This window comes from Microcoleus sp. CAWBG640, from assembly GCF_020883015.1.
Classification (GTDB): Bacteria; Cyanobacteriota; Cyanobacteriia; order Cyanobacteriales; family Microcoleaceae; genus Microcoleus; species Microcoleus anatoxicus.
In genome coordinates, this window is the sequence record NZ_JAHRFC010000002.1 from 66,933 (window position 1) to 92,698 (window position 25,766).

Here is a 25,766-nt window from a genome sequence, read left to right on the forward strand (position 1 = left end):
TTCAAACTATGATATTTATCAACCCAAAAACCGATTACGCCTTCAAAAAAATATTCGGTTCCTCCGAAAGCAAAGACATTCTGATTAGCTTTCTCAACGCCTTGATTTATGAAGGAAATTCCACCATTCAAGACTTAGAAATAATCAATCCAAATCTGCCCCCAAAAGTAGAAGGATTAAAAGATAGTTATCTGGATGTCAAAGCCAAGCTCAATAATGGCACTTTAGTAATTATTGAAATGCAAGTGCTCAACGTCCAGTCTTTTGGGAAGCGGGTTTTTTACAATGCAGCTAAGACTTATGCTTTCCAATTACAAGCAGCCCAAGGGTATCGACTGTTGAAGCCAGTGATTGCTTTAACAATTACTGACTTTGAAATGTTTCCTGAGAGTGAGGATTTTAGTTCTAGATTTGTGTTAAAAGAAGTAAATAAAAACTTTACTTATCCCGAAAACGACCTAGATTTAGTGTTTGTAGAGTTGCCGAAATTTACTAAAGAAGAAGGTCAACTGGAAACTCTGGCAGATAAATGGATTTATTTCATGAAAAATGCGAGAAGTTTGACATCAGTCCCAGAAACAATGGATAGTATACCGGAAATACATCAAGCTTTTGATATTGCAAATCAAGCCCGGTTGAGCCGCGAGGAATTGGAAGATTTGGACAGAAGAGAACAGTTTATTTATGACCAACAGGGGGCGATTATTAAAGCTGTTCAGGAAGGCATAGAACAAGGCATAGAACAAGGGATGCGAGAAAAGGCGATCGCGATCGCCCAACAGTTACTTTCACGGCTAGACGATCGAACCATCAGCCAAACTACAGGGCTTAGCGTTGAGGATGTACGCAATTTGCGATCGGGCGATTCCTAGCCCTTCCTGCCAGGATAAACTGATTTAATTATTAACCTACTACATTCCAATTATGATATTTATCAACCCAAAAACCGATTACGCTTTCAAAAAAATATTCGGTTCATCAGAAAGCAAAGATATTCTAATCAGCTTTCTCAACGCCTTGATTTATGAAGGAAATTCCACCATTCAAGACTTAGAAATAATCAACCCAAATCTGCCCCCAAAAGTAGAAGGATTAAAAGATAGTTATCTGGATGTCAAAGCCAAGCTCAATAATGGCACTTTAGTAATTATTGAAATGCAAGTGCTCAACGTCCAGTCTTTTGGGAAGCGGGTTTTTTACAATGCAGCTAAGACTTATGCTTTCCAATTACAAGCAGCCCAAGGTTATCGACTGTTGAAGCCAGTGATTGCTTTGACCATTACAGATTTTGCCATGTTTCCTAACAGCGAAGAATTGATTTCGAGATTTGTGTACAAAGAGGTAGATAAAAATTTTACTTATCCCGAAAACGACCTGGATTTAGTGTTTGTAGAGTTACCGAAATTTACTAAACAAGAAGACCAACTGGAAACTCTGGCAGATAAATGGATTTATTTCATGAAAAATGCGAGAAGTTTGACATCAGTCCCAGAAACAATGGATAGTATACCGGAAATACATCAAGCTTTTGATATTGCAAATCAAGCCAGATTAAGCCGCGAGGAATTGGAAGATTTGGACAGAAGAGAACAGTTTATTTATGACCAACAGGGGGCGATTATTAAAGCTGTTCAGGAAGGCATCGAACAAGGCATAGAACAAGGCAAGCGAGAAGAGAAGTTGGCGATCGCCAGACAATTACTTTCACAGCTAGATAATGCCACGATTAGCCAAGTTACCGGGCTTAGCGTGGAGGATATAGGGAATTTGCGGGGCGATTCATAGTTTAAAGTAATTGGGCAGAGCAACTGAAATATGCACAAAATATCCCCAGTGTGGAGTTTACCCGATCGCTCCGTGAGTCAGAAATATCAAACCCACCATCAACCCCTCGACATCACAAACAGTGGCGCAACCCTCAACTCTGGGCTAAAATAATCAAAAATTATCAACCACAAGCCCAGAGGCGCTCTCGGTGACTCCGAACGAGGCAAAAGCCAACAGCACAAGTCAGAAAATACCAGGAAAAGCCCCCTTGGGTTCTAGTTACTACGGCTTATTAGGGCTGCATCCTTCCGCATCCGCCATCGAAATTCGGCGATCGTACCGGGAACTGAGTAAACTCTACCATCCCGATACCACCGACTTGCCACCCACAGTCGCTACCGCCAAATTTCAGCAGCTTAACAACGCCTACGCCACCCTCAGCAACCCAGAACGCCGCCTCGCCTACGACCTCAAAATCGGCTATTCTCGCATGAACGTGATTCAGCAGCCCCCTGGCTTCGATACTCCCGTTTCCCAATCGCGGGCAAAAAATTTCAACTCGACTTACCTCGATCCCACGGATAGGCCCCTTTCTCCTGGAGAAATATTTGCCCTGTTTATCCTGGGGGCTACTTTAATCGGATGTTTGATGCTGGCGATCGCAATCGGGCTAATTCGTGGTAATTGACAACTAAAAGTTCTAAATTAAAAATTAACCACTGTTTTCCCAATTCCCTCCCTCATTCCCCCCTTGGGGCCAGGGCGGTTGCCCAATTCCCCATTCCCCATTCCCCATTCCCAATTCCCAATTCCCCATTCCCAATTCCCCATTCCCCATTCCCCATTCCCAATTCCCCATTCCCCATTCCCCATTCCTTATGACTCTTCCTTCGGCTGACACCCCTTTGTACAACCATCCACTCCCAGAAATCGAGCAGTGGCTAAAAAGCCGCGGCTGCGAGCAAAACCTGCGGGAGCTCCACTGCTGGAACATCGATCGACCTGCATGGAAAGCAGAACTCGCCCTGGAAATTGACCAACTCACCATCCGCTACATCAATGCCGGAAACGACGGCCAAGATATTCAGCGCTTCTTCAAATATTCCCTCTCGCGTCAGGACATTGAAGCAGCTGTTTTTTCTGGGCCCTGATTTGATTTTAGATTTTAGATTTTGGATTGAAGAATAGATTTTAAGGTGGGAAATACAGACAAAAATCTGCATTTATGCTGCATTTATTCTGTACATTCACCTTTCCAATAATGCTTGTGGAACAGGCATCTTGCCTGTTCAAAACTAGCTTTTTTGGAGATAGCTAATCAATCAATTAATCTAAAATCCAAAATCTAAAATCCAAAATCGTTAGACTTTCCCAAATCGGCGGCTGCGTTTCTGATAAGTAGACAAAGCGCGGTGAAACTCCGATCGATCAAAATCAGGCCATAGCGTCTCAGTAATATAAATTTCCGAATACGCCATTTGCCACAACAGAAAATTGCTCAATCGCATTTCCCCACTCGTCCGAATCAACAAATCCGGGTCGCAAACATCCGCAGTATACAGATAGCGTTTAAATAAAACCTCATCAATGTCAGAAGGCTGCAACTTACCCTCCTGCACCTGAGTCGCGATCGCCCTACAGGCCTGCACAATCTCTTGACGCCCCCCGTAATTCGTCGCCACCGTAAACCGAATTCCCTGATTATGTTGAGTTGCAGCCACCGAACGCTCAATTTCCGCCTGCAAAGACATGGGCAAAGCCTGCAAATTCCCCATAAATTGGATTTGCACGTCCTCGTCCACCATTTCCCGCAATTCTTGTCGCAACTTTCCCTCAAACAGACTCATTAAAAAATCCACCTCCCCGGCCGGCCGACCCCAATTTTCCGTGGAAAAAGCATAGGCCGTCAAAGCTGGAATTCCCCAATCTTTGCAACAGCGCAGCAATTCCTTAAGCACGCTAGCCCCTCGACGGTGGCCCGCAATCCTCGGCAACCCCTTATTCTTTGCCCAGCGACCGTTCCCGTCCATAATCACCGCTATGTGCTTAGGCAGCCGTTCTTGTTCCAGATCCTCCGGCAGTTCTTGCAAGCAAATTCCTTGACTCATTTTTTCTCCCGATTAGCCGATGACGAACGGCGCAGTATCTGCTTTAAAAGTGTCCATCCCTTCAATCCTATCTGGCGTCCGAGATGACCGATCGGAATTGGGGTGACAGTTCTTTCTCCCTCCGACGGAAACAACTTCGCCTCCAGCAACTCTTTCAATTTGTTGCTTGTCAAAGGTCGATTTAGAGTTCCCATAAAGGCTAAAGAAATAGAACCCGTTTCCTCAGACACCACCACGCACACGCAAGCTTGCACCCGTTCGGTGATTCCCATTGCCGCCCGGTGGCGGGTTCCCAACTGTCGCGACGCGCTGCGATCGGATAGGGGCAAAATTACCCCAGCCGACACGATCCGCGAAGCTCTAATCAAAACAGCCCCATCGTGGAGCAAAGTTTGTGGTTGAAAAATAGTCTGCAACAATTCCTTAGATACTTCAGCATTCAGCTTCACTCCCGGAACTGAAAAATCCCGATCGTCGATCGGAGCATCTGTTTCTACAATTAGTAAAGCGCCCGTGCGGTTTTGCGAAAGTTCTTTTACTGCGTCCACAATTTCATCTATTACGCTATCCGGTTCAGGAGTAGGTCGGCGATCGCGTCCAAACAATTGTCTAATTTCCCCCCGACCCAATTGTTCCAGAAATCGGCGAAATTCTGACTGCAATATTACCGCCATTGCCACAGCCGAACCTGTCACCAAGCTGTTGAGGGCAACGTGCAACAGTCTCAATCCAGCCCAGTTGCTCACCGCCGCCGCCAGCATCAAAATAATAAATCCCCGTACCATCCACAGCGTCCGGCGCTCCCCAACAATGACGAGCACCAAATACGCAAGAGCAAATACCAATCCAATATCGATCGCCTGAATCAATAAGGACTGAATAAGGCCAAAGTCATAGCCAGATTGTTGATTGTTCATGGTTCATCGAACCTTACCGCCTGTGAACCGCGAACTATGATGCACTCGAACCCGTGAACCATGAACAGTTGTTATTCCAATCGCGTGACTGAACAAGCAAAAAATCAAAATTTAAAAGACGATAGTCAAAAATTCCTTTTTAATTATCTTTCTTTTTACTTTTTACTTTTTACTTTTTACTTTTTAACACCGAGTCTTTCAGGAAGACGGTCAAACCTTAGCAAATCCTCGTCAGTTTCCCGCTGTACGATCGTGTTAACTTCCCCATTGTTCACCAAAACCGCCGCCGGTCTGGGGACTCGGTTGTAATTAGAAGCCATGCTGTAATTGTATGCTCCTGTAGCCGTGACCACAAGGATATCTCCGGGCTGACACTTTGGCAATTTAGCATCTTTAATCACAATATCGCCTGATTCGCAGTGTTTGCCAGCAACTGTCACTGTTTCCGTTAAGGGAGCAGACATTTTGTTGGCTGCGAGGACTCGATAAACTGATTGGTAGGTAATTGGACGTGGATTGTCCGACATACCGCCATCCACTGATAAATACGTCCGCACTCCCGGAATGACTTTTTCAGAGCCCACGGTATAAGCTGTGACGCAGGCTGTACCTACGAGCGATCGCCCTGGTTCGCAAAGCAATTTAGGTAATGGCAAGTGGTGTCGATCGCAGGCTGCTACCACTGCGGAGCAAATTGTCTGTGCCCAATCTTGAATGCTAGGAGGATCGTCCGTTTCAGTATAGCGAATGCCCAACCCGCCGCCAATATTAATTTCTGTCGCTGGCAAATCATAACTACGTGCTTTTGTCAAGGCCTCAATTATGACTTCGGCTAAATCATGATGAGGTTGCACTTCAAAAATCTGAGAGCCGATGTGAGCGTGTAGTCCCACGCACGATAACGACGGCTGCTCGCTGATAAATTTAAAAACTTCACCCAGAGAGTTGGGATCGAAGCCAAATTTACTGTCGATTTGACCAGTTTTAATGTAATCGTGAGTGTGACACTCAATTCCTGGGGTAAACCTAACCATAACTCGTGTCGGCTCACCTGCTTTGTGAGAGACACCCAATTTTCCCAACTCTGCTAGAGTCTTTAAATCCCACCAATTGTCTGCGACGATGGTGCAGCCACTGGTGACAGCTAGTTCGATTTCCGTGCGGGATTTATTATTCCCGTGAAAGTAGATTTTGTCGGGATTCACACCAGCTTGTAGTGCTGTCTTAATTTCTCCAGAAGATACCACATCTATGCCTAAACCTTCCGAAGCCGCGATCGCGCAAACTGCCAAACAACTCCAAGCTTTAGAAGCATAGAGCACTTGAGAAGAACCCGCATAGAATTTTTCAAAAGCCTGTTTGTACTGGCGGCTGGTCGCCCGCAGCGTTTCTTCATCTAAGATGTACAGTGGCGAGCCAAATTGCTCCACCAAAGCTGTCACCTCACAGCCTCCTATTTCTAAACGATCGCGAATGTTAACACTGGCTGTCAGTGGTAACAGTTCTTGATTGGGCGATCGACTTTCCCTGGGTTGTTGAGACTCGGACAGATACTGGAGTCCAGATTCTACCCCGATCGATTGAGTTAATACCATCGCGCCATAACTATCTTTACAGTCTTTCCCAGTGTACAATTGACCGCAAGCAATTGGGTCATCAGCGCCCAGATTAATGCTTTTGAGTAATTCTAAAATCTAAAATCCCCTGTGCGTTTTCTCGAAATTAAACCTCTGACCCCAGAACACCTGCCTAGTGCCGTAGAACTCGATCGCCTCTGTTTTGGAGGAATTTGGGCGATCGAAGGCTACAGGCGCGAGTTAGAGAGTCCTAATAGCGATTTATTAGGTTTATGGACCTGGGATGGGGCGGGCACGGGGACACCGCCCCTACAAAACCGGGCGGGCACGGGGACACCGCCCCTACAAAACCGGGCGGGCACGGGGACACCGCCCCTACAGGTTCCCCCAACTCTCATCGGTATCGGTTGTTTGTGGGCAATTTTAGAGGAAGCTCACATTATCATGTTGGCAATTCATCCTCAGTTTCAACGTCAGGGCTTGGGACAAGCTCTGCTTTTGGCTTTACTAAAATCGGCTTGTGACAGACAATTAGAACGGGCAACTTTAGAAGTGCGGGAATCGAATTTAGCCGCAGTTTCCCTGTACAAAAAGTTTGGTTTTAAAGAGGCTGGACGGCGGAAACGATACTACGAAGACACTGGAGAAGATGCTCTGGTAATGTGGCGCAGCGGTCTGGAAAAACCGGAATTTCAGCAATATTTGGCGGTTGAGAAAGTGCAGATGTGCGATCGACTGAATCAGAAAAAATGGCATTGGGCGATCGATAATTTTGAGTTATAGATGCGGGTGAGTGAAATAAATTGTGCCTCTAATTAATAATTTTTGTAAAAAAAAGACACCGCCCAGATTTGGTAGAGGCGGGTTTAGGAGATAATTGTAAATTTACAGCAAATTTCAGATCGATCGAGTACACCCCAGAAACCCGGTTTCGCATACCCACAAACTTGAAAATCCCTGTATAACTGAGCACTGTCAAAGACCATGTTGTCATGATATAGTGCCACATATCTTTAAATAATCTGAATTGAAGTTGTGAAACTTCAAGCTGAGAAAAGAATCTAAATCCTGTTTAAGGCTAAAGTGAATCATGAATACTAGGAACTTAGATGACCAGGTAGAAGAAAGTACCGAAAAAGGAGCGATCGCAGCAGCCGATACATTCCCGGATGCAGCCACAGAAACTTCTGCGAATTCACAAACAGAATTCAATGCAGAAGAACTAGGACGTGTTTACTTCATTCGTCACGGTGAAAGTACCAGTAACGAACGCAACATTTTTGCGGGAGTTCTGGATGTTGACCTCACCTCCTTTGGCCGGTTGCAGGCACGCCGTGCCGGTGTTGACCTCAAGAAAAAAGGTACAAAGTTTGATGCAGTATATGTCTCCCACATGAGACGGGCGCGGCAAACCTGTGAAATCGCCCTTGCTGAAAGTCAAGCCCTAAAGTCGCCCGATATCCCTGTTCAAATCGACCATCGAATTAGCGAAAAATCCTTTGGCATTTTTGCGGGTCGCAACCTAAATCTGCTGCGTCTAGCCCTGGGCTACGAAGGCTTCGAGGAAATGTTGCACTCACACAACGAAGCACCCCCAGCAGGCGAAAAGATTTCCCAAGTTTACTTTCGCGCTGCCCGTTTCTACGAAGACAAAATTGTACCGCACTTGGAACGGGGAGAAACTGTTCTCGTAGTGTGCCACCAATATGTATTGGAGCCTCTAGCACTTTATTTAAGTGGCTTACCACCGACAGCTTATAAACACCTGAAACTACCCAATGGTAAAGCTCTCAGTGGTGTGGAACTCGTCAAGTTTCGCGACAAGGAATCGGGTGGGACAGCAGCCCTGCGAAAAGAACTCAACGATCTTTCAATTATGTGGGCTATTTTGATCTATGCCACCGCCTTCTTGCTGGGAAGTTTGGTAGGGGCAATCACCGCCGCAGCAGGAGGGATTCCGTCAGCGCTATTTCGAGCAATAATTGTTGCGTGTCTGGCTGCCTCAACGTTTTATACCTACCTAGACATTGACTTTGCAGCGAGTAAACGTAAAGTAACTTCAACTGTGAAGTATCTAGTTTACGGGTGGATGGCAGTGCGATGGATAATTGGGCTGTTATTAATATTTTCGGGATTTTTGTATCAAAGCGAAGCCGATTTGTACAAAGTTTTGTGGGTGCTGTTTTGGATGGTTCCGCCAGCCTTGACTTCCCCAGTTTTATCCGTGCTTTGGGGCGGTAATCTTTATCCCTCAGCCCTGTTGTCAAGAACGCTATCAATCGTTGCGCCTCTGGCGCTGCTAGCGACATTAAAGGTTGCTAATTTACCCATTAATGTTGACAGCCTGATCTTTTTCGGTATCATTCTAATTTTAGGTCTGGCAATACCGGGTGCGATCGCCCAATTTTGGCGCGACAAATCTCCAGTAGAATCAAACCACCACAGTAAAAACTGGAAATTTATCGGTGTGCTGGCTGTTGCATTCATGGCCTTGGCAACCGGGTTTCAGTTTACTCCGGCAACATTCCTCAGCGATATATTTTCCTCAACAGATACAGCGCGATCCCTAGCTTGTCTGCAACAACTGGCAATTGCAACTTTGGTCTTTGTCTCGATGCGCGTAGCAGCTACATTAACCTCAGTATTGACAAAAGGCAAGCTAAGTAAGGCAGAATCTCAGGATGCTTATATCCTACTTGTGAACCCAAACTTTTTCCTTTGGGCCGCTCTTTTCATCGGAGTTAGTGCAACTACTTCGGATGTGAAATATGCAGTTTTTTGGGCATCGCTGGGCTTTTTCTGCATCCCACTCATCGAACAGATCCTGTTTATGACTTCCTTCAGCAATGACATACTCAGAGAAACACTGCGTTCTTCGAGAGTGGCAACAGAAGATGTTAAAAAGCTGTTCCTGCAATTGGATACGGATGGAAGTAAGTCGCTCGATCGAACTGAGATTATGGAGTTGTTAGGGCTAATCGAAGATATGACCACAGGCGAACGCAGCTCTGAAGAAGTTAGAAGCTACGTCACTGATTATCTTTTCAACATTCTTGACAGCGATAAAAATGGCACTGTCGATTTAGCAGAGTTAGAAGAGTATGTATCAACCTATGGGTTGGTTGCCAACCTGAACGTCGTCTCTGCTGCTGCATCACCAGTTGGAGCATAATTAAATTATAGCGATCCTAAATGAATTGTGTAATTGTTGTAAGGGCAAACCACCCGTGGCGTGTTTCCTGCACTGCCTTAAGTCAAGTGGCGTATCCTCTCGAAGAAAGCGATGTTTTTGTGAGAAAAAAATAAACTATCTACCCAAAACCTCAGACAGAATAAATGATATGGCGATCGCCCGTAGAAGGGAATCGTGGGCTCACGGAAAAACGTCATATTATCTTTACAACATTTTCTGAGGCGATGACCATTCCTGGTCTACATTTCTCATAAATTCTAGAGACGCGACACCCAAGCGTCTCTACAAAAAGCTGATATCATACCATCAATCTATCTATAGCAATCCTATATGATTTGTGAGAAGTTACCATAACTGTGAAGCTTGGGAAAATCAAATATCTGATAATGAGTAACTAACTTAAATATATATTTGACGGCAGCAAATGTCTTACACATATGATAGCACTCTCTAATCCATTTTTTAGCTTGTAACCAAATATCTTCAATTGGATTCTGAGTCGGATCGTTGGGTGCAAATCTCAAACAAGTGACTTTCCAATCAGATTCATCTAAACCATTATTCACCACTGATAAAAAGTCTTTCACCTCTGCTGAATAATGATATTTAGCACCATCCCAAATTAATGCTATCCGCTTGTCCTTATATTGGTCTATCAGATACTTTAAATATTCAATAGTATGTTCTCCATTTCCTTTTGGATATGCCTGAACCAGACATTGACCAGTCGCAATATTTACGGAGCCAAAGTAAGTCTGTCGCTCTTTCTCATTCACAATTGGGACTGACACTCTTTCATTTTTCTTGCCCCAAACATAGCCACAGATATCTCCCCAAAGCAGATGACATTCATCTTGAAACAAAACTACCAATTTACCTAATTCGATTTCTTGGCGATGAGCTTCTAGCCATTCGGTCAATTCTTTGGTTTTTTTTTGACCAGTTCAGGATCTGTTTTAGGGTTACGTTTTTGAGATTTTTTCCAGCTTACACCAGCTTGCTCAAAAATCTCATAGTAACTCTGCTGAGAACTAAAAACAATCTCATACCGCGACTCTATAGCAATCCTAAATGAGTCATAAATATTTTTACCCCACCCCAACCCTCCCCTTACTAAGGTCCGGGAGTAAGAAATTCACAAATGATTTAGGATTGCTATAGTTGTTGCCTAGTTTGATACTGTCCCCAAAGTGACAATCATAGCGATCGCGCATTAATTACGCTACCTCGCTGGTTTCTTTAACAGCAGATTGACTCGATTGAGCTACATAGATACCGCATAAAATCACGACAAACGCCACCAAGTCAATGAAACCTAAGCGTTCAGAGAAAATTACCCAAGCGAAGATTGAGGCAAGGACTGGCTCGAAAAGCAGCGTGACGGCGACGAACCCTGACGACAGTTGGCTGAGGCTGTAAGCCAAAAGTCCTTGACCCAACACTTGGCACAAGATGGCTTGCAAAATTACGAAAAACCACCCCATCCAGGAATGGGGAAACAATGTTTCTTCGGCGAGTGCGAGGACGGGAAACGCAAACATAGTCGTGAAGGCGCAGCGCCACAGCAATAAGGTTGCCGTGGTAAATCGTTCTCGTAGCAGTTCTAGCAGTATCAGATACGCAGCAAAACAAATCCCCGATAGCAAGGCGAGGGCATTACCTTGTACTTGGTCAGTAGCGAACTGCACGTCCTCCAATCCAATAGCGATCGCTCCCCCCAGTGCCATGATCATGCCAATAATGAATCTGCTGTTATAGCGCCGACCTAATAACAACCACCCCCCCAAACCGACAAACAGTGGGTTCAAACCACAAAATAACGTAACGTTGGCAACGTTGGTTTTAGTCAGCGACAAAGACCATAGGAGAAAGTAGGTCGCTCCGAAAGTTCCCAATGCTACCAATAGCCCCAATTCTCGTCTCGTAAAAGGCTTCTGTTCTACGGGTTGGTTATCAGATTTTTGGCGCTCCCAAGCCTCAAGTCCGCTCAACAACCCAAAGACGATGGCAGCGATCCAGCCACGATGGAATGCTACGGCATTTGAACCTATTTCTCGTTCGCACAATTTGACCAGGATTGGTGCTAAAGATAGGGGGATTAGGCTGGCAAATAATGAAGCTGTTGCGATCCAAGTTGGTGTTCTGGACAACGGTTGCTCTGCTAATTCCAGTTTGGCTGTCATACTTTTTAACAAATGTGTTGACATCTAGTTGTGTAGATTTTTTTTGAGCCAAGTCTTGTTCAGTTGCCGTTGAAACAAACAGTAATAGACATCTCCCAAAAAGCGAGTCTTGAACAGGCAGGCGGTGCCCTGAGCGAAGTCGAAGGGATGCCTGTTCCACAATAATTATGGGAGATGTCTAATGGTGACTACCCGCTCTCTAGCTGATGCAAGCCGGATATCGACAGCAGCTTGGCTAGATACGGCTAGGTATACACCGATGAGAACTAGGACAAAACCTACCCCATTCGAGAAACTTAACTTTTCCCCAAATATTGCCCAAGCCAAAATGCTGCTAAATACTGGCTCTAACAAATGTACTAAGGAGACAACCACTGAGGACAACTGGGCAACGCTATATGTTAAAAGTCCCTGACCTAAAACTTGGCAGACGAGGGCAAGAAAAATGACGAACAGCCACCCATTCACTGAAGAAGGAAAAAGCCGATCGCCAGTGAACACAAGTATGGGCAAGATGGAGAAAGTAGCGATCGCACAAACCCACAACTGAATTGTGATCGGGTCAAATTTGGTTCTCAGTTGTTCTATCACCAGCAGGTATGCACCCAAGAAAACCGCAGAGAGGATGGCTGCTATGCCTCCTGTGACTTCACCAGTGGCGATTTGGATCTGCTCGATTTCAATGGCGATCGCTCCCCCAATGGCGACGACCATCCCAATCAGAAATTGGCGGTTAAAGCCTTGACCGAATAACAACCACGCTCCTAAGCTGGTAAATATCGGGGCGAGATTATGCAGGATTGTCGAGATAGCGATGCTGGTCTGAGTCAGCGACCAAGCTACAAAGGATAAGGTGGCAGCAAAAAAAATCCCAGCACCCAGCAATAGCAAAAGCTCCTGACTGGTGTATGAGTGCTGTTGAACAGGTTTGTCACCAGAAAGTCTCTGACGTATCGCCTTGTATCCTTGCCACAGCCCGAAGACGACACTACCTAGCCAAAGGCGATTAAATATTGTAGCATTGGGGCTGAGTTCAGCTTCACTCCATCTAATGAAGATAGAGCCAAAAGATATGGCGACTACACCGACAAGTAATGAGGCGATCGCCATCGTCGTTTTATTGGATTCATTCATCAGACATCAGAGGTGAAACAAATATCAAACAGAAAAATTTATGATAGGCTGTGAAGCAGCTCTGCTTCGTGGTGGCTGTGAAGCAACTCTGCTTCGTGGCGATCGAGAAGTTTTCTCTAGCAAATCCAGCAGCTAAATGCTTGTTTTAGTTTTTTTATATTTCTATTTTTGAAAGATCATCCCTTTCATTAATTAGCACTTATATAAAACTATGTCAAGCACCATTTTTTACATACTATACGGATCTATGGAGCCGGTTTCCAAATGACGACGATCAGCAGTTCTACGTTTCTGTTAGCTATTTTGCCTGCTCCAGGATGGGATGCATTTTTGCTTAACTTCGGCATTCTTGGTGTTGTCGTTATTGTTCTCTACCTACTGTTTGGTATTTTGCGGAGGGTTTTCCGTCAATTGACCTCCGACCTACCGTTAGTTGCACTCAACGTCTCAGAAACGCCACTGATACTGATTGCGGTCGCGATCGGTTTGAGGCTGGCATTGCTGAAGCTATCTGTCACTCCTACAAGTTACATTACTTGGTTCCAACGAGGATTGACCGCTTTTCTGATCCTTGTCGTCGCCTTTTGGGTAGTTCAATTGATCGCCGAGGTTCTGACCTATGCTTTTAGGCAGTATTCCGAAGGCTCCGAGGCAATGTGGGATGATGTTCTCGCTCCCATCCTACAAAATGTTCTCCCTTTAATTGTTTACTTGGTGGGTGGACTACTGTTTCTCCAAGCGTTAGGTGTTGACATCCAAGGTTTGTTAGTTGCAATCGGAGGATTGAGTTTTATCTTGGGGTTTGCGCTAAAAGATATTCTGGCAAACTTCTTCAGTGGGTTAGTCTTGCTCATCGATACACCGTTTCGCTTTGGGGATGTGATTGAGCTAGCCAACGGTAAAAGAGGCGTGATTAAACACATTGGGCTGCGATTAACCGAACTGTATCTCATTGACACGCACTCACAAATTTACATCCCCAATGCCGCGTTTGAAGGGCAGAACATTATTAACCTCAGCCGTCCGACCAATCATTACTACTACACGATCTCCATCCCCATCAAAGCAGATGTTGCCCCGGCTCTAGCCATCTCCATGATTGAAAAAGTCGTGCTGGCGCACCCCGATACCATGGGCGAAATTCACCAGAAGTTAGAATTGATTGACCAGTTTTATGGTTACTCTATACCAGGGGTAAAAGCGCAACAGAAGCGAGAGGCGGGACTGCAACGCTTGTTAGCTGAGTCTGAGGTGAATACTATACTAGCTGAGATTGAAATGGGTTTGGCGCACCTAGCCGATATCATCTCCCAATTAGAAAGGGGCGGATTAGATATAGAGGAGCGGCGAACAGTGCAAGCATACTATCTGGAACTTTGTCAAAAGATTGGAATGGAATCAAAAAAGTCCGATCGACATGACCGTCGCAGACGCTCGATCGGTGAAGCTACGGGAACAGTATCCGATAGTACGTTGATTGGGCTGATACGCCGTTGGTATCAATACTGGTTGAAAGACCCTGACCTATTTCAAGAAGACCAGCAAATGTTGAAGCAAGAGTGGGAACAGAAGATTGATTTGTTGAAGATCAAAGTCAACAAGCTGTTTTGGGCAATCAGTAATCCCAAAGGGTTAGAAACGCGATTAGACGATCTGGTAGAAGGCTTTCGCGAATGGTTGCGAGAAAACTTCAAGAGTTCACGCAATGAATGGCAAGACCCCAAAATCTGGATCAATGACCTGAATGGAGATTACACGCGAGAGACGCTGGTGCGGTTCTATGTCGATGACATCAAGCTAGAACATTGTGAACGGGGACAGCGGATTCTCAGCGAAATGCGGCGTGAAATCGTCTGGCATTTACGTCAGTCGTATTTGTCTAAATGATTATCGGCGAATAAGCTGTTCTCCATTTAAACCAGTAACGAGGCTAGTAGGGTGCGTCAGCTAGAACCCTTACGCTGAAACGGAAAACCTGATAATACTGACGCACCCTACGCCCCTAAGTTTAAATGCCGAACAGCTTAGTAAAGGATAAACGTAATGAATTTCAGAACTTTTACCGATATGTCAAAGTGGGGAATCTTACTCAAAGTTCTTCCCCTAACAGCGCTATTTTGCTTAGCAAAATGGATCGCTCATCAGATGCAGTGGGAAATTGGTAAGTTCGATAGTCAGGTAGGTTCTCTGTTAGCGGCGGTAACGTTCATCTTGGCGTTTATGCTGAACGGGACGCTGAATGATTACCGTACCAGTGAAGATATGCCCGCGCAGATTGCGAATGCGGTTGAAACGATTCAAGATACGAATTTGTTCATTGCAGCCCGTAAGCCCGACTATGACCCAACCCTACTTACAGAAGGGTTAGCTGAGATCCTAAAATCAGTCCTACTCTGTTTGAAACAGGGTCAGCCATTCATCAGAGTGGAGAATGCCGTTACAAACCTCAATCAATTACTGGCTGAATTCTCCAAGTTTTGCGAAATTCCTTCGATAAGTCGCCTTCAAGGTGAACAGGCAAAGATTCGTCTTATGATCGATCGAATTCAAAGGATTCGTGATACCGACTTTCTGGCATCCGCCTATGGATTGCTGCATGTTCTGATAATTGCCTCAAGCAGTGCTTTGTTAATAACCCGTACCGACGATTTTAATACCAATTTGATTGTTTCATGTTTTCTTTTTACGTCATTCATGTATTTGTTGTTGCTGGTCTACGACATTGACAATCCTTTTGAGTACAACGGAACATCTAGTGCAGATATTGATTTGTCATCTCTAGAGCGATCGTACCATCAACTGCGTGAGGGGCTATTGAATGACGATGAGCCTAAAATACCTGTGTAACCAGTTTTCATGTCATTCACGCCCGCTACCACCCGATTTTTCGCAATATAGTTGAAAAATACGGTTACTTAGGATATGTTTTTGATCGATCCCGAAGGAACCGTTGTCTACACGGTTTTTAAAGAAACAGATTTTACCACAAACTTCACCAACGGCCCCTAAAACGAGAGTAACCTAGCATCCGCAGTCAAAGCCGCCCGACAGGCTAAGGGAACTGGGTATGTGAAAATAGTAGATTTTAAGCCCTACAGACGGCGCTTCAGGACACATTGGGTACTATCATGTCTGGGATTGCAAAGAAATCAAGCAAAAGTGAAATAAGACGGCCATAATATTCATTCTCAGGGTTCCCTTTCCCAGCCCAAAAATAAACTAGATCCAGCTCACGAACAGGATTATGCGATATCTCGGTCAACTCAATCGATTCAGTGTCCGTACCAAGCTAATAGCCATGCTGCTAGTAGTCAGTCTTGGCTCGATGTTTGCCAGTACCCTTATTTGCTCCAGAGCGGGGCAACAGCTCCTGGAGCAGCGAGTATTTAACCAGTTAACCAGTCTGCGGGGAATCAGAACCGATCAAGTCCAGCGATATTTTGAATTTATCATTAACCACACCCAAACCCTTAGCGATGCTGAAATGGTCATCAGTGCCATGAAAGGGTACAAGCAGGCTTTTGAGGAACTAAATGCGGTCAACATACCCAAGACCTATGATGACAAAATCGATGGATTCTACCGCAATGAGTTTGTGCCACGACTTAAGAAGACGATAGATGCTGCGCCCATCGCTGAAACCTTCAGGCCTAAAACCTCAGCAGCCCGTTATCTCCAATATCACTACCTAGCCAATAATCCCTATCCGATGGGTGAGAAGTACAAGCTAGATGACCCGAAAGACGGCAGTAATTATAGCCGCACCAACCTTCGGTTCAAGCCGAAATTTACCAAAATTGCGGAACGTTTCGGTTACTACGATATGTACCTAATTGATTTGCAGGGGAATGTGGTTTACCTGCTTTCTAATGAGGGTGACATCGGTACTAATCTACTTGAAGGACCTGTTGCTGATAGCAACCTTGTCCAGGCCTTTAAAGATGCTCGTCGCTCCAATAGCACGGCTTATGTAAAAATTGTTGACTTCCAACCTTACATTTATTCTTACAATCAGCCATCGGCTTTTGTCGCTTCTGCCATTTTTGATGGAGCGGAGATGATTGGTGTCTTGGCGTTTCAGCTTCCTGCGGAGCGGCTCAGCGACATTGTCAACGGTCACGGTAAATGGAAGGAGAACGGATTGGGCAATACTGGGGAAACTTATCTGGTGGGACAAGATGGACTGATGCGATCGAAATCGCGATTCTTGATTGAAGACGGACAAAAGTTTACAGAATCACTCAGGGAGAGCGGGCTGCCTGAATCGACAGTCAAAAAAATCCGCGAACTTGATACGACCATTCTGCTGTTACCTGTGGATGTTGACGGCGTGAAACAGGCATTATTTGGCAAATCCGTACTGATTCGCAACAAGGATTATCGGGGCAGTGAAGTCTTGGGTGCCTATGAGCCTTTAGAAATTGATGGCTTGCGATGGGCGATCGGTGCTGAAATAGATATTAGTGAAGCCTTTGCTCCCATTAGCACATTTCAACGGGAGGTAGTCATTTCCGCGGCTCTGATCGTAGTTCTTGTCACCTTAGTGGCGATGTGGTTAGCGAGGCTGTTTGTCAAGCCGATCGATCGCTTAATCACCACCACGCAAAATGTGGAGTCTGGTAACGGGAAGATGATGGTGGAATCGGGAACGCGAGATGAATTTGCCGATTTGGCGAGGTCTTTCAACGACAAGCTGTACGGACTGCGAAGCCACATCCGACAAGTTGAACAACAAAACACTGAGAACCAAGGTCTGATTGACCTGCTGCTGCCACCTAAGATTGCCACACGCATCAAACAGGGAGAGGGTGTCATCGCTGACCCTGTTTCCAATGTCAGCATCTTGTTTACGGATTTGCACCGCTTTAGCAACCTCTTTGGAGCCTTGAGCGCGAAAGATGTGGTTTTTCTACTGGATGAGTTGGTTGATGCCTTCGATGACTTGGCAGATAAACATGGTTTGGAGAAAATTAAAACCATTGGTGATGGATATATGGCAGTCTGCGGCCTCTCGGTTTCTCGTCTGGATAACGACAAGCGGGCGATCGACTGTGCCTTAGAAATGCTGGCCCACGTGCGTCGCTTTAACTACGAACGCAACTTGAATCTGGATCTGCGAATTGGGATCAATACCGGGGATTTGATTTCAGGTATTGTGGGCAAAAGTCGCTACATATATGACGTTTGGGGGGAAACTGTCAATATTGCTCATCGCCTGAAGTCGGCTTCTCCGCCCGGTAGTATTTTGGTTTCGGAATATGTTCGCGATCGCTTGTCAGACCTCTACGAGTTCGAGAGGGTGGAGATCCTGGAGGAAAGAGACAAGAAATCCTTTTCTGCTTGGCAACTCAAATACAACCGCCATCAGGAACAGGAGCATCGGAATCATTAAATAATTCTCAGGTTGCTCAAAACCTGACTTAGGATTTTCTAAACAATAGCTTGACTCCAGGAGTCTAGTAAACAGTGTGTAGTTGGAGATGTTTTCAAATGGGTAACTTGAACTGGCAAGAACCTTGGTTAAGGTGGGCATTGGTTTTAGGCGTTGGGTTTCCACTGCTAGTGATGATATTGGGAGAAATTATTCAGCGATTAAAGCGGCAAAAAAATCCTATAGCATCTACTTTGCAGACAGTAAAAAACCTCGTATTACCATCATTTGCGGTCATGGTTTTTGTTCGAGATGTCTTCAAGTTCGAGCCGCAAGGGAATCTGGTTAAGGTTCTCGAAACACTGTTTTGGATATGTGTCATCAATGCTCTACTCTCCCTAATTAACGCACTGTTGTTCGAGCAGGCAGAAGAGGAATCTTGGCGGGGACGGATGCCCAAACTACTGGTTGACCTTTGCCGGGTGATTTCTATTCTGGTAGGGGGAGCGATCGTCCTTTCGCAAGTTTGGGGAGCTGACTTGGCTGGACTAGCTACGGCATTGGGCGTTACCTCCATCGTCATTGGGTTAGCACTGCAAGACCCCTTGGGCAGTGTCTTGACCGGAATTATGCTGTTATTTGAGCGCCCTTTTGGGATGGGGGATTGGCTGAAAATTGGGGAATTTGAAGGTCAGGTGATTGACATGAACTGGCGGGCTGTTCGTTTGCTGACGGCAGATCGTCAAGTATATATCGTGCCGCATCAGTTGTTGGGAAAAGAAGTGATTTGTAATTACACCGCACCGGATAGTATTCATTATGGAAATATTAAAATTGGTTTCTCCTACGACAATCCTCCTAATGTTGTGAGGCAAGTTCTATTCAATACTGCTTTATCTGTTCCGGGAATTTTGGCAGACCCGAAACCGGATTGTCAAACGATATCTTACGATGATTTTGTAATTACTTATAAAGTGGCATTCTTCGTCAAAGATTTTCTACAGCTTGAGTCAGCGCAAAACGAATTTATGACAAGGATTTGGTATGCTGCACGGAGGAACAATCTCACACTCTATCACTACAAATACGAATGTGCAGTGGAGTCGAACGCTAGCCAGACAGATATTACCACCAGCAAGCTGAGTCAAGGATTTTCTTCGATTCCAGCTTTGATCCCTGTTACTAGGGATCAAAGTAGTTTAGATGAATTGACCAAGGGAACAAGATTACAGCATTTTGGCACTGGAGAAACTGCGATCGAACAAGGTACTCTCGTTTTTTCTATGTACATTATTATTTCCGGTGAGGCGGTAATGACTGTTGGGAACGATGGCAGCGCAGAACTGGAGGTGGTAACGCTTTCACGGGGGGACTTCTTTGGAGTAATGGCACTATTCAGTCGGGAACCCAGCCCGGTATCGGTTAGGGCCCTAATTGATCTGGAGGTGATGGCGATCAACTCAGATAAAGTTAATGAGATGATGGAACGTCAACCGAGGTTATCCCGTGAAATTGCTCAGGTGATAGAGATGCGAAGACACGCGATTGATGTAGCGCAACGGACTAGCCATAAGGAGAAACTTCTCAACCAAAATCAGGATGTGGTCGATGAGGTGCGATCGCACCTCAGCTAACAGTTTTCAACCAACAACACTTAACCAAATCAACACTACCAACTTTCAGTCCTGCACGCATTCCGACTAAAGAAACCGGGTTTTTCACTAAATTTGTGCGCTACAGCTAAGTATTTTCGTGAAAAAACCCGGTTTCTGGGCCTCATGCGATCGTCCTAATTTTTTTTAAGTTCGTATATCGATCGCAGATCTAACCAATAACTTTTGTAAAAAAACTGCCCTACACTTCGGTAACTACCACTTTTTTACCTGCATGACAGCCCAAAAGATTGTGCTAGAATCCTCAATACATAAATCTTCTTGCAGTCTAGGGGGAGGTTGTAGGTCAGCCACCATTTGGGTCTTCCCAGTTGAAAGCCACCCTGCAACAGCAACCTAGAATCTGCAACCGCTTTGACCGTGCGGCAGAGCAGTCGGGAATGTCACGCTAGAATAAGCAGTACGAGTTAACACTCGACTAAAAACGCCCGCTCAAGCGAGCGTGACCTCGAAACGGGCACATAGCAGGTGATGGGAATAAATCATGTTTGAACGCTTCACAGAAAAAGCAATAAAAGTAATCATGCTGGCCCAGGAAGAAGCTCGTCGCCTGGGTCACAACTTCGTAGGGACAGAACAGATCCTCCTGGGTCTGATCGGAGAAGGAACCGGAGTTGCAGCCAAAGTCCTCAAATCAATGGGGGTCAACCTCAAAGATGCTCGGATTGAGGTCGAAAAAATCATCGGGCGCGGTTCGGGCTTCGTAGCAGTCGAAATTCCGTTCACGCCACGCGCCAAGCGGGTTCTAGAACTGTCCCTCGAAGAAGCTCGCCAACTCGGACACAATTACATAGGTACTGAACACCTGCTGCTGGGTCTGATCCGCGAAGGTGAAGGAGTAGCGGCCAGAGTCCTGGAAAACCTGGGAGTAGACTTATCTAAAGTCCGCACCCAAGTGATTCGGATGCTGGGCGAAACCGCAGAAGTCGCAGCCACTGGCGGCGGTGCTCGCACCAAAACCCCAACCCTCGATGAGTTCGGATCTAACCTGACTCAAATGGCGGTCGATGGCAAACTTGACCCCGTAGTCGGACGCCAAAAAGAAATCGAACGGGTAATCCAAATCCTCGGTCGCCGTACCAAAAATAATCCGGTGCTCATCGGTGAACCGGGAGTCGGCAAAACCGCGATCGCCGAAGGCCTGGCCCAGCGCATCGCTAACAACGACATCCCAGACATCCTCGAAGAAAAGCGCGTCGTCACCCTCGACATCGGCTTGCTGGTCGCCGGTACGAAATACCGGGGCGAATTTGAAGAACGCCTCAAAAAAATCATGGACGAAATCCGCACGGCGGGTAATGTGATTTTAGTGATTGACGAAGTGCACACTTTGATCGGTGCTGGTGCGGCGGAAGGGGCGATCGATGCAGCCAACATTCTCAAGCCAGCTTTGGCTAGAGGTGAACTCCAGTGTATCGGCGCTACCACCCTAGATGAGTATCGCAAGCACATCGAGCGCGACGCAGCCCTCGAAAGGCGCTTCCAGCCAGTCATGGTCGGCGAACCTACCGTAGATGAGACGATCGAGATTCTCTTTGGTCTGCGGGAACGCTACGAACAGCACCACAAGCTGAAAATCTTGGACACGGCCCTGGAAGCCGCAGCCAAACTCTCGCACCGATATATCTCCGATCGCTTCCTACCAGACAAAGCCATTGACCTCGTAGACGAAGCAGGTTCCAGAGTCCGCCTGATTAACTCTCAACTTCCTCCAGCAGCCAAGGAACTTGACAAAGAACTGCGCCAAGTCCTCAAGGATAAAGACGAAGCAGTGCGTTCTCAAGACTTTGATAAGGCCGGAGAATTGCGCGATCGCGAAATGACGATCAAAGCCGAAATTCGCGCTATTTCCCAAGCCAAAAAAACCGACTCGGCGGCCCGCGGCGACACCGACCCATCGCCAGTAGTTACCGAAGAAGACATCGCCCAAATCGTGGCAAGCTGGACGGGAGTCCCGGTCAACAAACTGACCGAATCCGAGTCCGAAAAGCTGCTACACATGGAAGATACCCTGCACCAGCGTTTGATTGGTCAAGAAGAAGCTGTCAAAGCTGTTTCTAAGGCCATTCGTCGCGCCCGTGTTGGCTTGAAAAACCCCAATCGCCCGATCGCCAGTTTCATCTTCTCCGGGCCCACAGGCGTCGGTAAAACCGAACTCACCAAAGCCCTGGCCGGCTACTTCTTCGGTTCCGAAGACGCAATGATTCGGTTGGATATGTCCGAGTACATGGAACGTCACACCGTCTCCAAACTCATCGGTTCCCCTCCTGGTTATGTCGGCTACAACGAAGGCGGACAACTGACAGAAGCAGTCCGTCGTCGTCCTTACACCGTGGTGCTGTTCGACGAAATCGAAAAAGCCCACCCCGATGTCTTCAATATGCTTTTGCAAATATTGGAAGACGGCCGCTTAACTGATGCTAAAGGTCGCACCGTAGACTTCAAAAATACGCTGCTGATTATGACATCTAACATCGGTTCTAAGGTGATTGAAAAAGGTGGCGGTGGCCTCGGTTTCGAGTTCAGCGATAACCAAGCCGATGCTACTTACAACCGCATTCGTTCTTTGGTTAATGAAGAACTGAAAAACTATTTCCGCCCAGAATTCCTCAACCGACTTGACGAAATTATCGTCTTCCGTCAGTTGAACCGAGAGGAAGTCAAGGAAATCGCTGTCATCATGCTGAAAGAAGTTTTCGGCCGTTTGACAGAACAGGGTATCACTCTGGAAGTTACCGAAAAGTTCAAGGAACGTCTGGTGGAAGAGGGCTACAACCCCAGTTACGGAGCCAGGCCTCTGCGCCGCGCGATCATGCGGTTGTTGGAAGATAGTTTGGCTGAGGAAATCCTTTCTGGCCGCATCAAAGACGGCGATATCGCTGTTGTGGATGTGGGTGAGGATGGAATTGTCAAGGTGTTGCAAGGCCAGAAGCGGGAATTGCTACCCCAAGGTGCTGAGTAAGTTCGATCGCGAGTACAATTTTGAATCAATTGTGCGATCGTAAATAACTCGAAATCAGCATATAAAAAAGGTGGAGAATTAAGATTCTCTGCCTTTTTTATAGGATAAAACAATAAAATTATCGGAGAACTAAATGACATCTGAAAAAAATAATTTGAATACAGAAGTAGCAGAAAATAAGCCTGACACTTCGTGGCAAAAAGCCTGGAATTCGCAGCGAGAAAATCTTCAGATAGTGATTATTGCCTTGGGTTTAGCAATATTGATTCGAGCATTTATCGCCGAACCGCGCTTCATACCCTCGGATTCTATGTTACCAACTTTGCATATAGGCGATCGGGTCGTAGTCGAAAAAATATCCTACTATCTTGAACCTCCCAAAACTGGCGACATTGTAGTCTTTTCCCCACCGGAGCAGTTGCAAGAACAAGGATTTACCGAAGATCAAGCATTTATCAAGCGGATCATTGGCTTACCGGGTCAAACTATCACCGTTAAAAAAGGTTTAGTCTTCCTCAACGACAAAGCCCTGGTAGAAAAATATATTGCCGAACCTCCTAAATACCAGTGGGGGCCTTATCAGGTTCCCGAAAATCAATACTTTGTCATGGGAGACAACCGCAACAACAGCAACGACTCCAGCCGCTGGGGATTTTTACCGAAGCAAAACATCATCGGCCGCGCTGTAGTCAGGTTTTGGCCGCTAGAACGCATCGGGAAGGTTTGAAGAAGTCAGTAGTCAGTAGTCAGTAGTCATTAGTCAGTAGTCAGTAGTCAGTAGTCATTAGTCAGTAGTTGGCCGTTGGCCGTTGGCCGTTGGCCGTGGTTAGTAGTCAACAGTCAGCAGTCAACAGTCAGCAGTCAGAATGCTATAAAGGCCCAATGACCAATGCCCAATGACCAATGCCCGATGCCCCATCCCCATCCTGTACGGACATTGCTACTAATCTTTACGCTTTGAAGGGTAGGGGCAGCCTCCGCCAACTGATAACATAGTTGAATAAGCAGGGGGACTTACTGCCTAGATCAAAATTTGTTCGATATAAAAAAATTAGGTAAAGCTATGGGATTTTTTGATTCAGAAATTGTTCAGCAAGAAGCCAAACTGTTATTTGACGACTATCAATCCCTCGTCAAACTAGGCAGCAGTTATGGTAAGTTCGATCGCGAAGGCAAGAAAATGTTCATCGCTCAGATGGAAGCAATGATGGATCGTTATCGTATTTTTATGAAGCGTTTCGAGCTGTCTGAGGACTTCATGGCTCAGATGACGGTAGAACAGTTAAAAACCCAACTCAATCAATTTGGGATTACGCCCCAGCAGATGTTTGAGCAAATGAACTCAACCCTGGAGCGCATGAAATCTGAACTGGAAAAGCAATCGTGAACGAACCTGACGGTCAACTGAGTACAGTTAGACCGCAGGCTTCTTTTTCCTTTTTTTAAAAGGCTTTTTTGAGTGACGGAGTTCCACCGCCACTTTCGTAACTCAGACCAATTTTTCTTATGAGTTTGGCTGAATTTTCATCTCGATCCAAAGATTCTCCACATTGACAAGAATGCCACCGTTGGGACAACTCTTTCGGGACTTTGTTGAGGCAGTTCCAACAGTGCTGGGAAGTTCCTTTGGGGTCAACAAATAAAACACTTTTACCTAGTTTCCATGCGACATATTTCAGAACGTTGGCGAATTGCCCGTGAGCAGCATCAAGCATGGATTTATTCAAGCCACTCTTAGCTGACTGACTGTTAGGCAAATAAACCAAATTACCATTCTCAATATCAGTCTTGGGCTTGGCACGTCTAGTTAGATTTTTGACGCTCAAATCTTCAACAACTAAAACCTCACACTTGCTAAGTAGCTCCTGTGCAGTTTTAAATTGAAAATCTAATCTAGCTCTAGCTACGAACTGATGGCATCTGGAAATCTTGTTCTTGATTATCTTCCAAGGTTGAGAACCCTTGACTCTATTAGCTAGCTTTGCTTGAAGCCTTGCTAATTTCTCGGCAGATTTCCTCAAGAATCTAGGATTTTCAACTTGAGCGCCATTAGAAAGATAGACGTAATTAGTAATTCCCAAGTCAATGCCAAGAGTATTTTCGACCGTCGGCTGAATTTCTGCAACCGTTACGGGAACCGTCTTATCTTCTAGCGTCAGGGAAATATACCACCCATCCGCTTCTCTAATAACACTCCCCGTCTTGACTTTGAATCCTGTTGGTATTGGACGATGGAACACCATCGGCACTTGGCCTATTTTAGCAAGGCTAATACAAATCCTGTTTTGTTCATCTTTAACAATATCTAAGTTGTCTAATTGAGGGTAAGTGAAGGATTTGTAGTAGTGAAACCCCTTGAACTTGGGCTTGCCTCTACGATTGCCGTTTTTGTCGGGCGTGGTGAAGTTTGAAAAGGAAGTTTCCACTCGGTTGACGACATCTTGCAAAACCTGGGAATCTAACACTTTATAATCAGGGAATAATTTTTTAGTGTTTTTCATGTCAGCTAATTGTATCGTCTGCCACTGTACATATCCGCCTTCAATGTTTGAGAAAACATCACCTTTCCTGGTAACAGGGTTGCCTGACTCATCCTTTTTTCTGCCATCCCTAGTTTGAACTCTAGTTAAAGGAATATTTTGGTAAATCTCCTCAATCGGAACTATCGAAACAATCAATGGGCAGGCGTTGATAGGCGTTCTCGTGGTTTCCCACCACCTAAATCTTTCGTCGAGTCGGTAGTTGTACTGCCGACGGCAGAGTTCTAAATGAGCCACAATAGTTGCTAGTTGGGGCTTGGTTGGTTTGAGGCGGTATTTGTAAGTGAGTTGCATTTTTAGCTTCTTTTTTCGACCTACCTTAACATACCATTTCTTTTGTT

22 protein-coding genes are annotated in these 25,766 nt (G+C 45.7%); 14 read left to right on the top strand and 8 right to left on the bottom strand.

Annotated features, from left to right (window positions below; translation table 11 throughout):
- Positions 1-8 precede the first annotated feature (8 nt).
- Genes AAFP11_RS01670 through AAFP11_RS01685 form a run of 4 tightly spaced genes read left to right on the top strand, consistent with a single transcriptional unit; the run spans position 9 to position 2,455 of the window.
- Positions 9-872, top strand: coding sequence for an Rpn family recombination-promoting nuclease/putative transposase (locus AAFP11_RS01670; RefSeq protein ID WP_341735452.1), 864 nt, complete (start codon positions 9-11; stop codon positions 870-872).
- Between the two features lie 52 nt (positions 873-924).
- Positions 925-1,785 (top strand): Rpn family recombination-promoting nuclease/putative transposase, encoded by an 861-nt coding sequence (locus AAFP11_RS01675; RefSeq protein WP_341735453.1) that lies wholly within the window; start codon positions 925-927, stop codon positions 1,783-1,785.
- Positions 1,786-1,815: 30 nt separating this feature from the next.
- Entirely contained in the window at positions 1,816-1,938 is a 123-nt protein-coding gene (locus AAFP11_RS01680; protein ID WP_341735454.1) for a hypothetical protein, read from the top strand.
- Between the two features lie 37 nt (positions 1,939-1,975).
- A complete protein-coding gene (locus AAFP11_RS01685) occupies positions 1,976-2,455 on the top strand; it encodes a J domain-containing protein (protein ID WP_341735455.1) in 480 nt (159 codons plus the stop codon).
- 24 nt (positions 2,456-2,479) lie between these two features.
- Here the strand turns inward: AAFP11_RS01685 and AAFP11_RS01690 are convergent, their stop codons facing one another.
- Complete coding sequence (locus AAFP11_RS01690; RefSeq protein ID WP_341735456.1) at positions 2,480-2,626, bottom strand: hypothetical protein; 147 nt, start codon at positions 2,624-2,626, stop codon at positions 2,480-2,482.
- A 19-nt stretch (positions 2,627-2,645) separates the two neighbouring features.
- Here AAFP11_RS01690 and AAFP11_RS01695 point away from each other — a divergent pair, with 19 nt between their 5' ends.
- Positions 2,646-2,918 (top strand): DUF3143 domain-containing protein, encoded by a 273-nt coding sequence (locus AAFP11_RS01695; RefSeq protein WP_341735457.1) that lies wholly within the window; start codon positions 2,646-2,648, stop codon positions 2,916-2,918.
- A gap of 210 nt (positions 2,919-3,128) precedes the next feature.
- On the opposite strand, the gene AAFP11_RS01700 is transcribed toward AAFP11_RS01695, so the two are convergent.
- From AAFP11_RS01700 to lysA, 3 genes are all read right to left on the bottom strand, one after another.
- Positions 3,129-3,875 (bottom strand): isoprenyl transferase, encoded by a 747-nt coding sequence (locus tag AAFP11_RS01700; RefSeq protein WP_341735458.1) that lies wholly within the window; start codon positions 3,873-3,875, stop codon positions 3,129-3,131.
- Positions 3,872-4,792, bottom strand: coding sequence for a diadenylate cyclase CdaA (gene cdaA / locus AAFP11_RS01705; RefSeq protein ID WP_341735459.1), 921 nt, complete (start codon positions 4,790-4,792; stop codon positions 3,872-3,874). Before cdaA ends, AAFP11_RS01700 begins: the two co-directional genes overlap by 4 nt.
- Before the next feature lie 176 nt (positions 4,793-4,968).
- Positions 4,969-6,387 (bottom strand): diaminopimelate decarboxylase, encoded by a 1,419-nt coding sequence (lysA, locus tag AAFP11_RS01710; protein ID WP_341735460.1) that lies wholly within the window; start codon positions 6,385-6,387, stop codon positions 4,969-4,971.
- A 111-nt stretch (positions 6,388-6,498) separates the two neighbouring features.
- On the opposite strand from lysA, the gene rimI reads away from it, so the two are divergent.
- Both rimI and AAFP11_RS01720 read left to right on the top strand, forming a co-directional pair.
- Entirely contained in the window at positions 6,499-7,152 is a 654-nt protein-coding gene (gene rimI, locus AAFP11_RS01715; protein WP_341735461.1) for a ribosomal protein S18-alanine N-acetyltransferase, read from the top strand.
- A 307-nt stretch (positions 7,153-7,459) separates the two neighbouring features.
- The gene (locus tag AAFP11_RS01720) at positions 7,460-9,541 is read left to right on the top strand and encodes a histidine phosphatase family protein (RefSeq protein WP_341735462.1); all 2,082 of its coding nucleotides are present in this window, start codon (positions 7,460-7,462) and stop codon (positions 9,539-9,541) included.
- Positions 9,542-9,888: 347 nt separating this feature from the next.
- Here AAFP11_RS01720 and AAFP11_RS01725 read toward each other — a convergent pair whose 3' ends face one another.
- From AAFP11_RS01725 to AAFP11_RS01735, 3 genes are all read right to left on the bottom strand, one after another.
- The gene (locus AAFP11_RS01725; protein ID WP_341735463.1) at positions 9,889-10,482 is read right to left on the bottom strand and encodes a transposase; all 594 of its coding nucleotides are present in this window, start codon (positions 10,480-10,482) and stop codon (positions 9,889-9,891) included.
- A gap of 297 nt (positions 10,483-10,779) precedes the next feature.
- The gene (locus AAFP11_RS01730) at positions 10,780-11,745 is read right to left on the bottom strand and encodes a DMT family transporter (protein ID WP_341735464.1); all 966 of its coding nucleotides are present in this window, start codon (positions 11,743-11,745) and stop codon (positions 10,780-10,782) included.
- A gap of 165 nt (positions 11,746-11,910) precedes the next feature.
- Positions 11,911-12,879: a DMT family transporter gene (locus AAFP11_RS01735; protein ID WP_341735465.1), complete on the bottom strand. Its 969-nt coding sequence runs from the start codon at positions 12,877-12,879 to the stop codon at positions 11,911-11,913.
- Positions 12,880-13,143: 264 nt separating this feature from the next.
- On the opposite strand from AAFP11_RS01735, the gene AAFP11_RS01740 reads away from it, so the two are divergent.
- The 7 genes from AAFP11_RS01740 to AAFP11_RS01770 all read left to right on the top strand — a co-directional run bounded on the left by AAFP11_RS01740 (position 13,144) and on the right by AAFP11_RS01770 (position 24,272).
- Positions 13,144-14,766 (top strand): mechanosensitive ion channel family protein, encoded by a 1,623-nt coding sequence (locus tag AAFP11_RS01740; protein WP_341735466.1) that lies wholly within the window; start codon positions 13,144-13,146, stop codon positions 14,764-14,766.
- Positions 14,767-14,922: 156 nt separating this feature from the next.
- Positions 14,923-15,726 carry a hypothetical protein gene (locus tag AAFP11_RS01745; protein ID WP_341735467.1) on the top strand — a complete coding sequence of 268 codons (804 nt, stop codon included), beginning with the start codon at positions 14,923-14,925 and terminating at the stop codon, positions 15,724-15,726.
- 397 nt (positions 15,727-16,123) lie between these two features.
- Positions 16,124-18,271 (top strand): adenylate/guanylate cyclase domain-containing protein, encoded by a 2,148-nt coding sequence (locus AAFP11_RS01750; RefSeq protein ID WP_341735468.1) that lies wholly within the window; start codon positions 16,124-16,126, stop codon positions 18,269-18,271.
- 98 nt (positions 18,272-18,369) lie between these two features.
- On the top strand, positions 18,370-19,884 hold the full coding sequence (locus AAFP11_RS01755; protein ID WP_341735469.1) for a mechanosensitive ion channel family protein: 1,515 nt from the start codon (positions 18,370-18,372) through the stop codon (positions 19,882-19,884).
- A 523-nt stretch (positions 19,885-20,407) separates the two neighbouring features.
- The gene (locus tag AAFP11_RS01760; protein WP_340522748.1) at positions 20,408-22,885 is read left to right on the top strand and encodes an ATP-dependent Clp protease ATP-binding subunit; all 2,478 of its coding nucleotides are present in this window, start codon (positions 20,408-20,410) and stop codon (positions 22,883-22,885) included.
- Between the two features lie 133 nt (positions 22,886-23,018).
- On the top strand, positions 23,019-23,612 hold the full coding sequence (lepB, locus tag AAFP11_RS01765; RefSeq protein ID WP_341735470.1) for a signal peptidase I: 594 nt from the start codon (positions 23,019-23,021) through the stop codon (positions 23,610-23,612).
- Between the two features lie 336 nt (positions 23,613-23,948).
- A complete protein-coding gene (locus AAFP11_RS01770) occupies positions 23,949-24,272 on the top strand; it encodes a DUF1825 family protein (RefSeq protein ID WP_340522752.1) in 324 nt (107 codons plus the stop codon).
- A 55-nt stretch (positions 24,273-24,327) separates the two neighbouring features.
- Here the strand turns inward: AAFP11_RS01770 and AAFP11_RS01775 are convergent, their stop codons facing one another.
- Entirely contained in the window at positions 24,328-25,719 is a 1,392-nt protein-coding gene (locus tag AAFP11_RS01775; RefSeq protein WP_341735471.1) for a transposase, read from the bottom strand.
- Between the last annotated feature and the right edge of the window lie 47 nt (positions 25,720-25,766).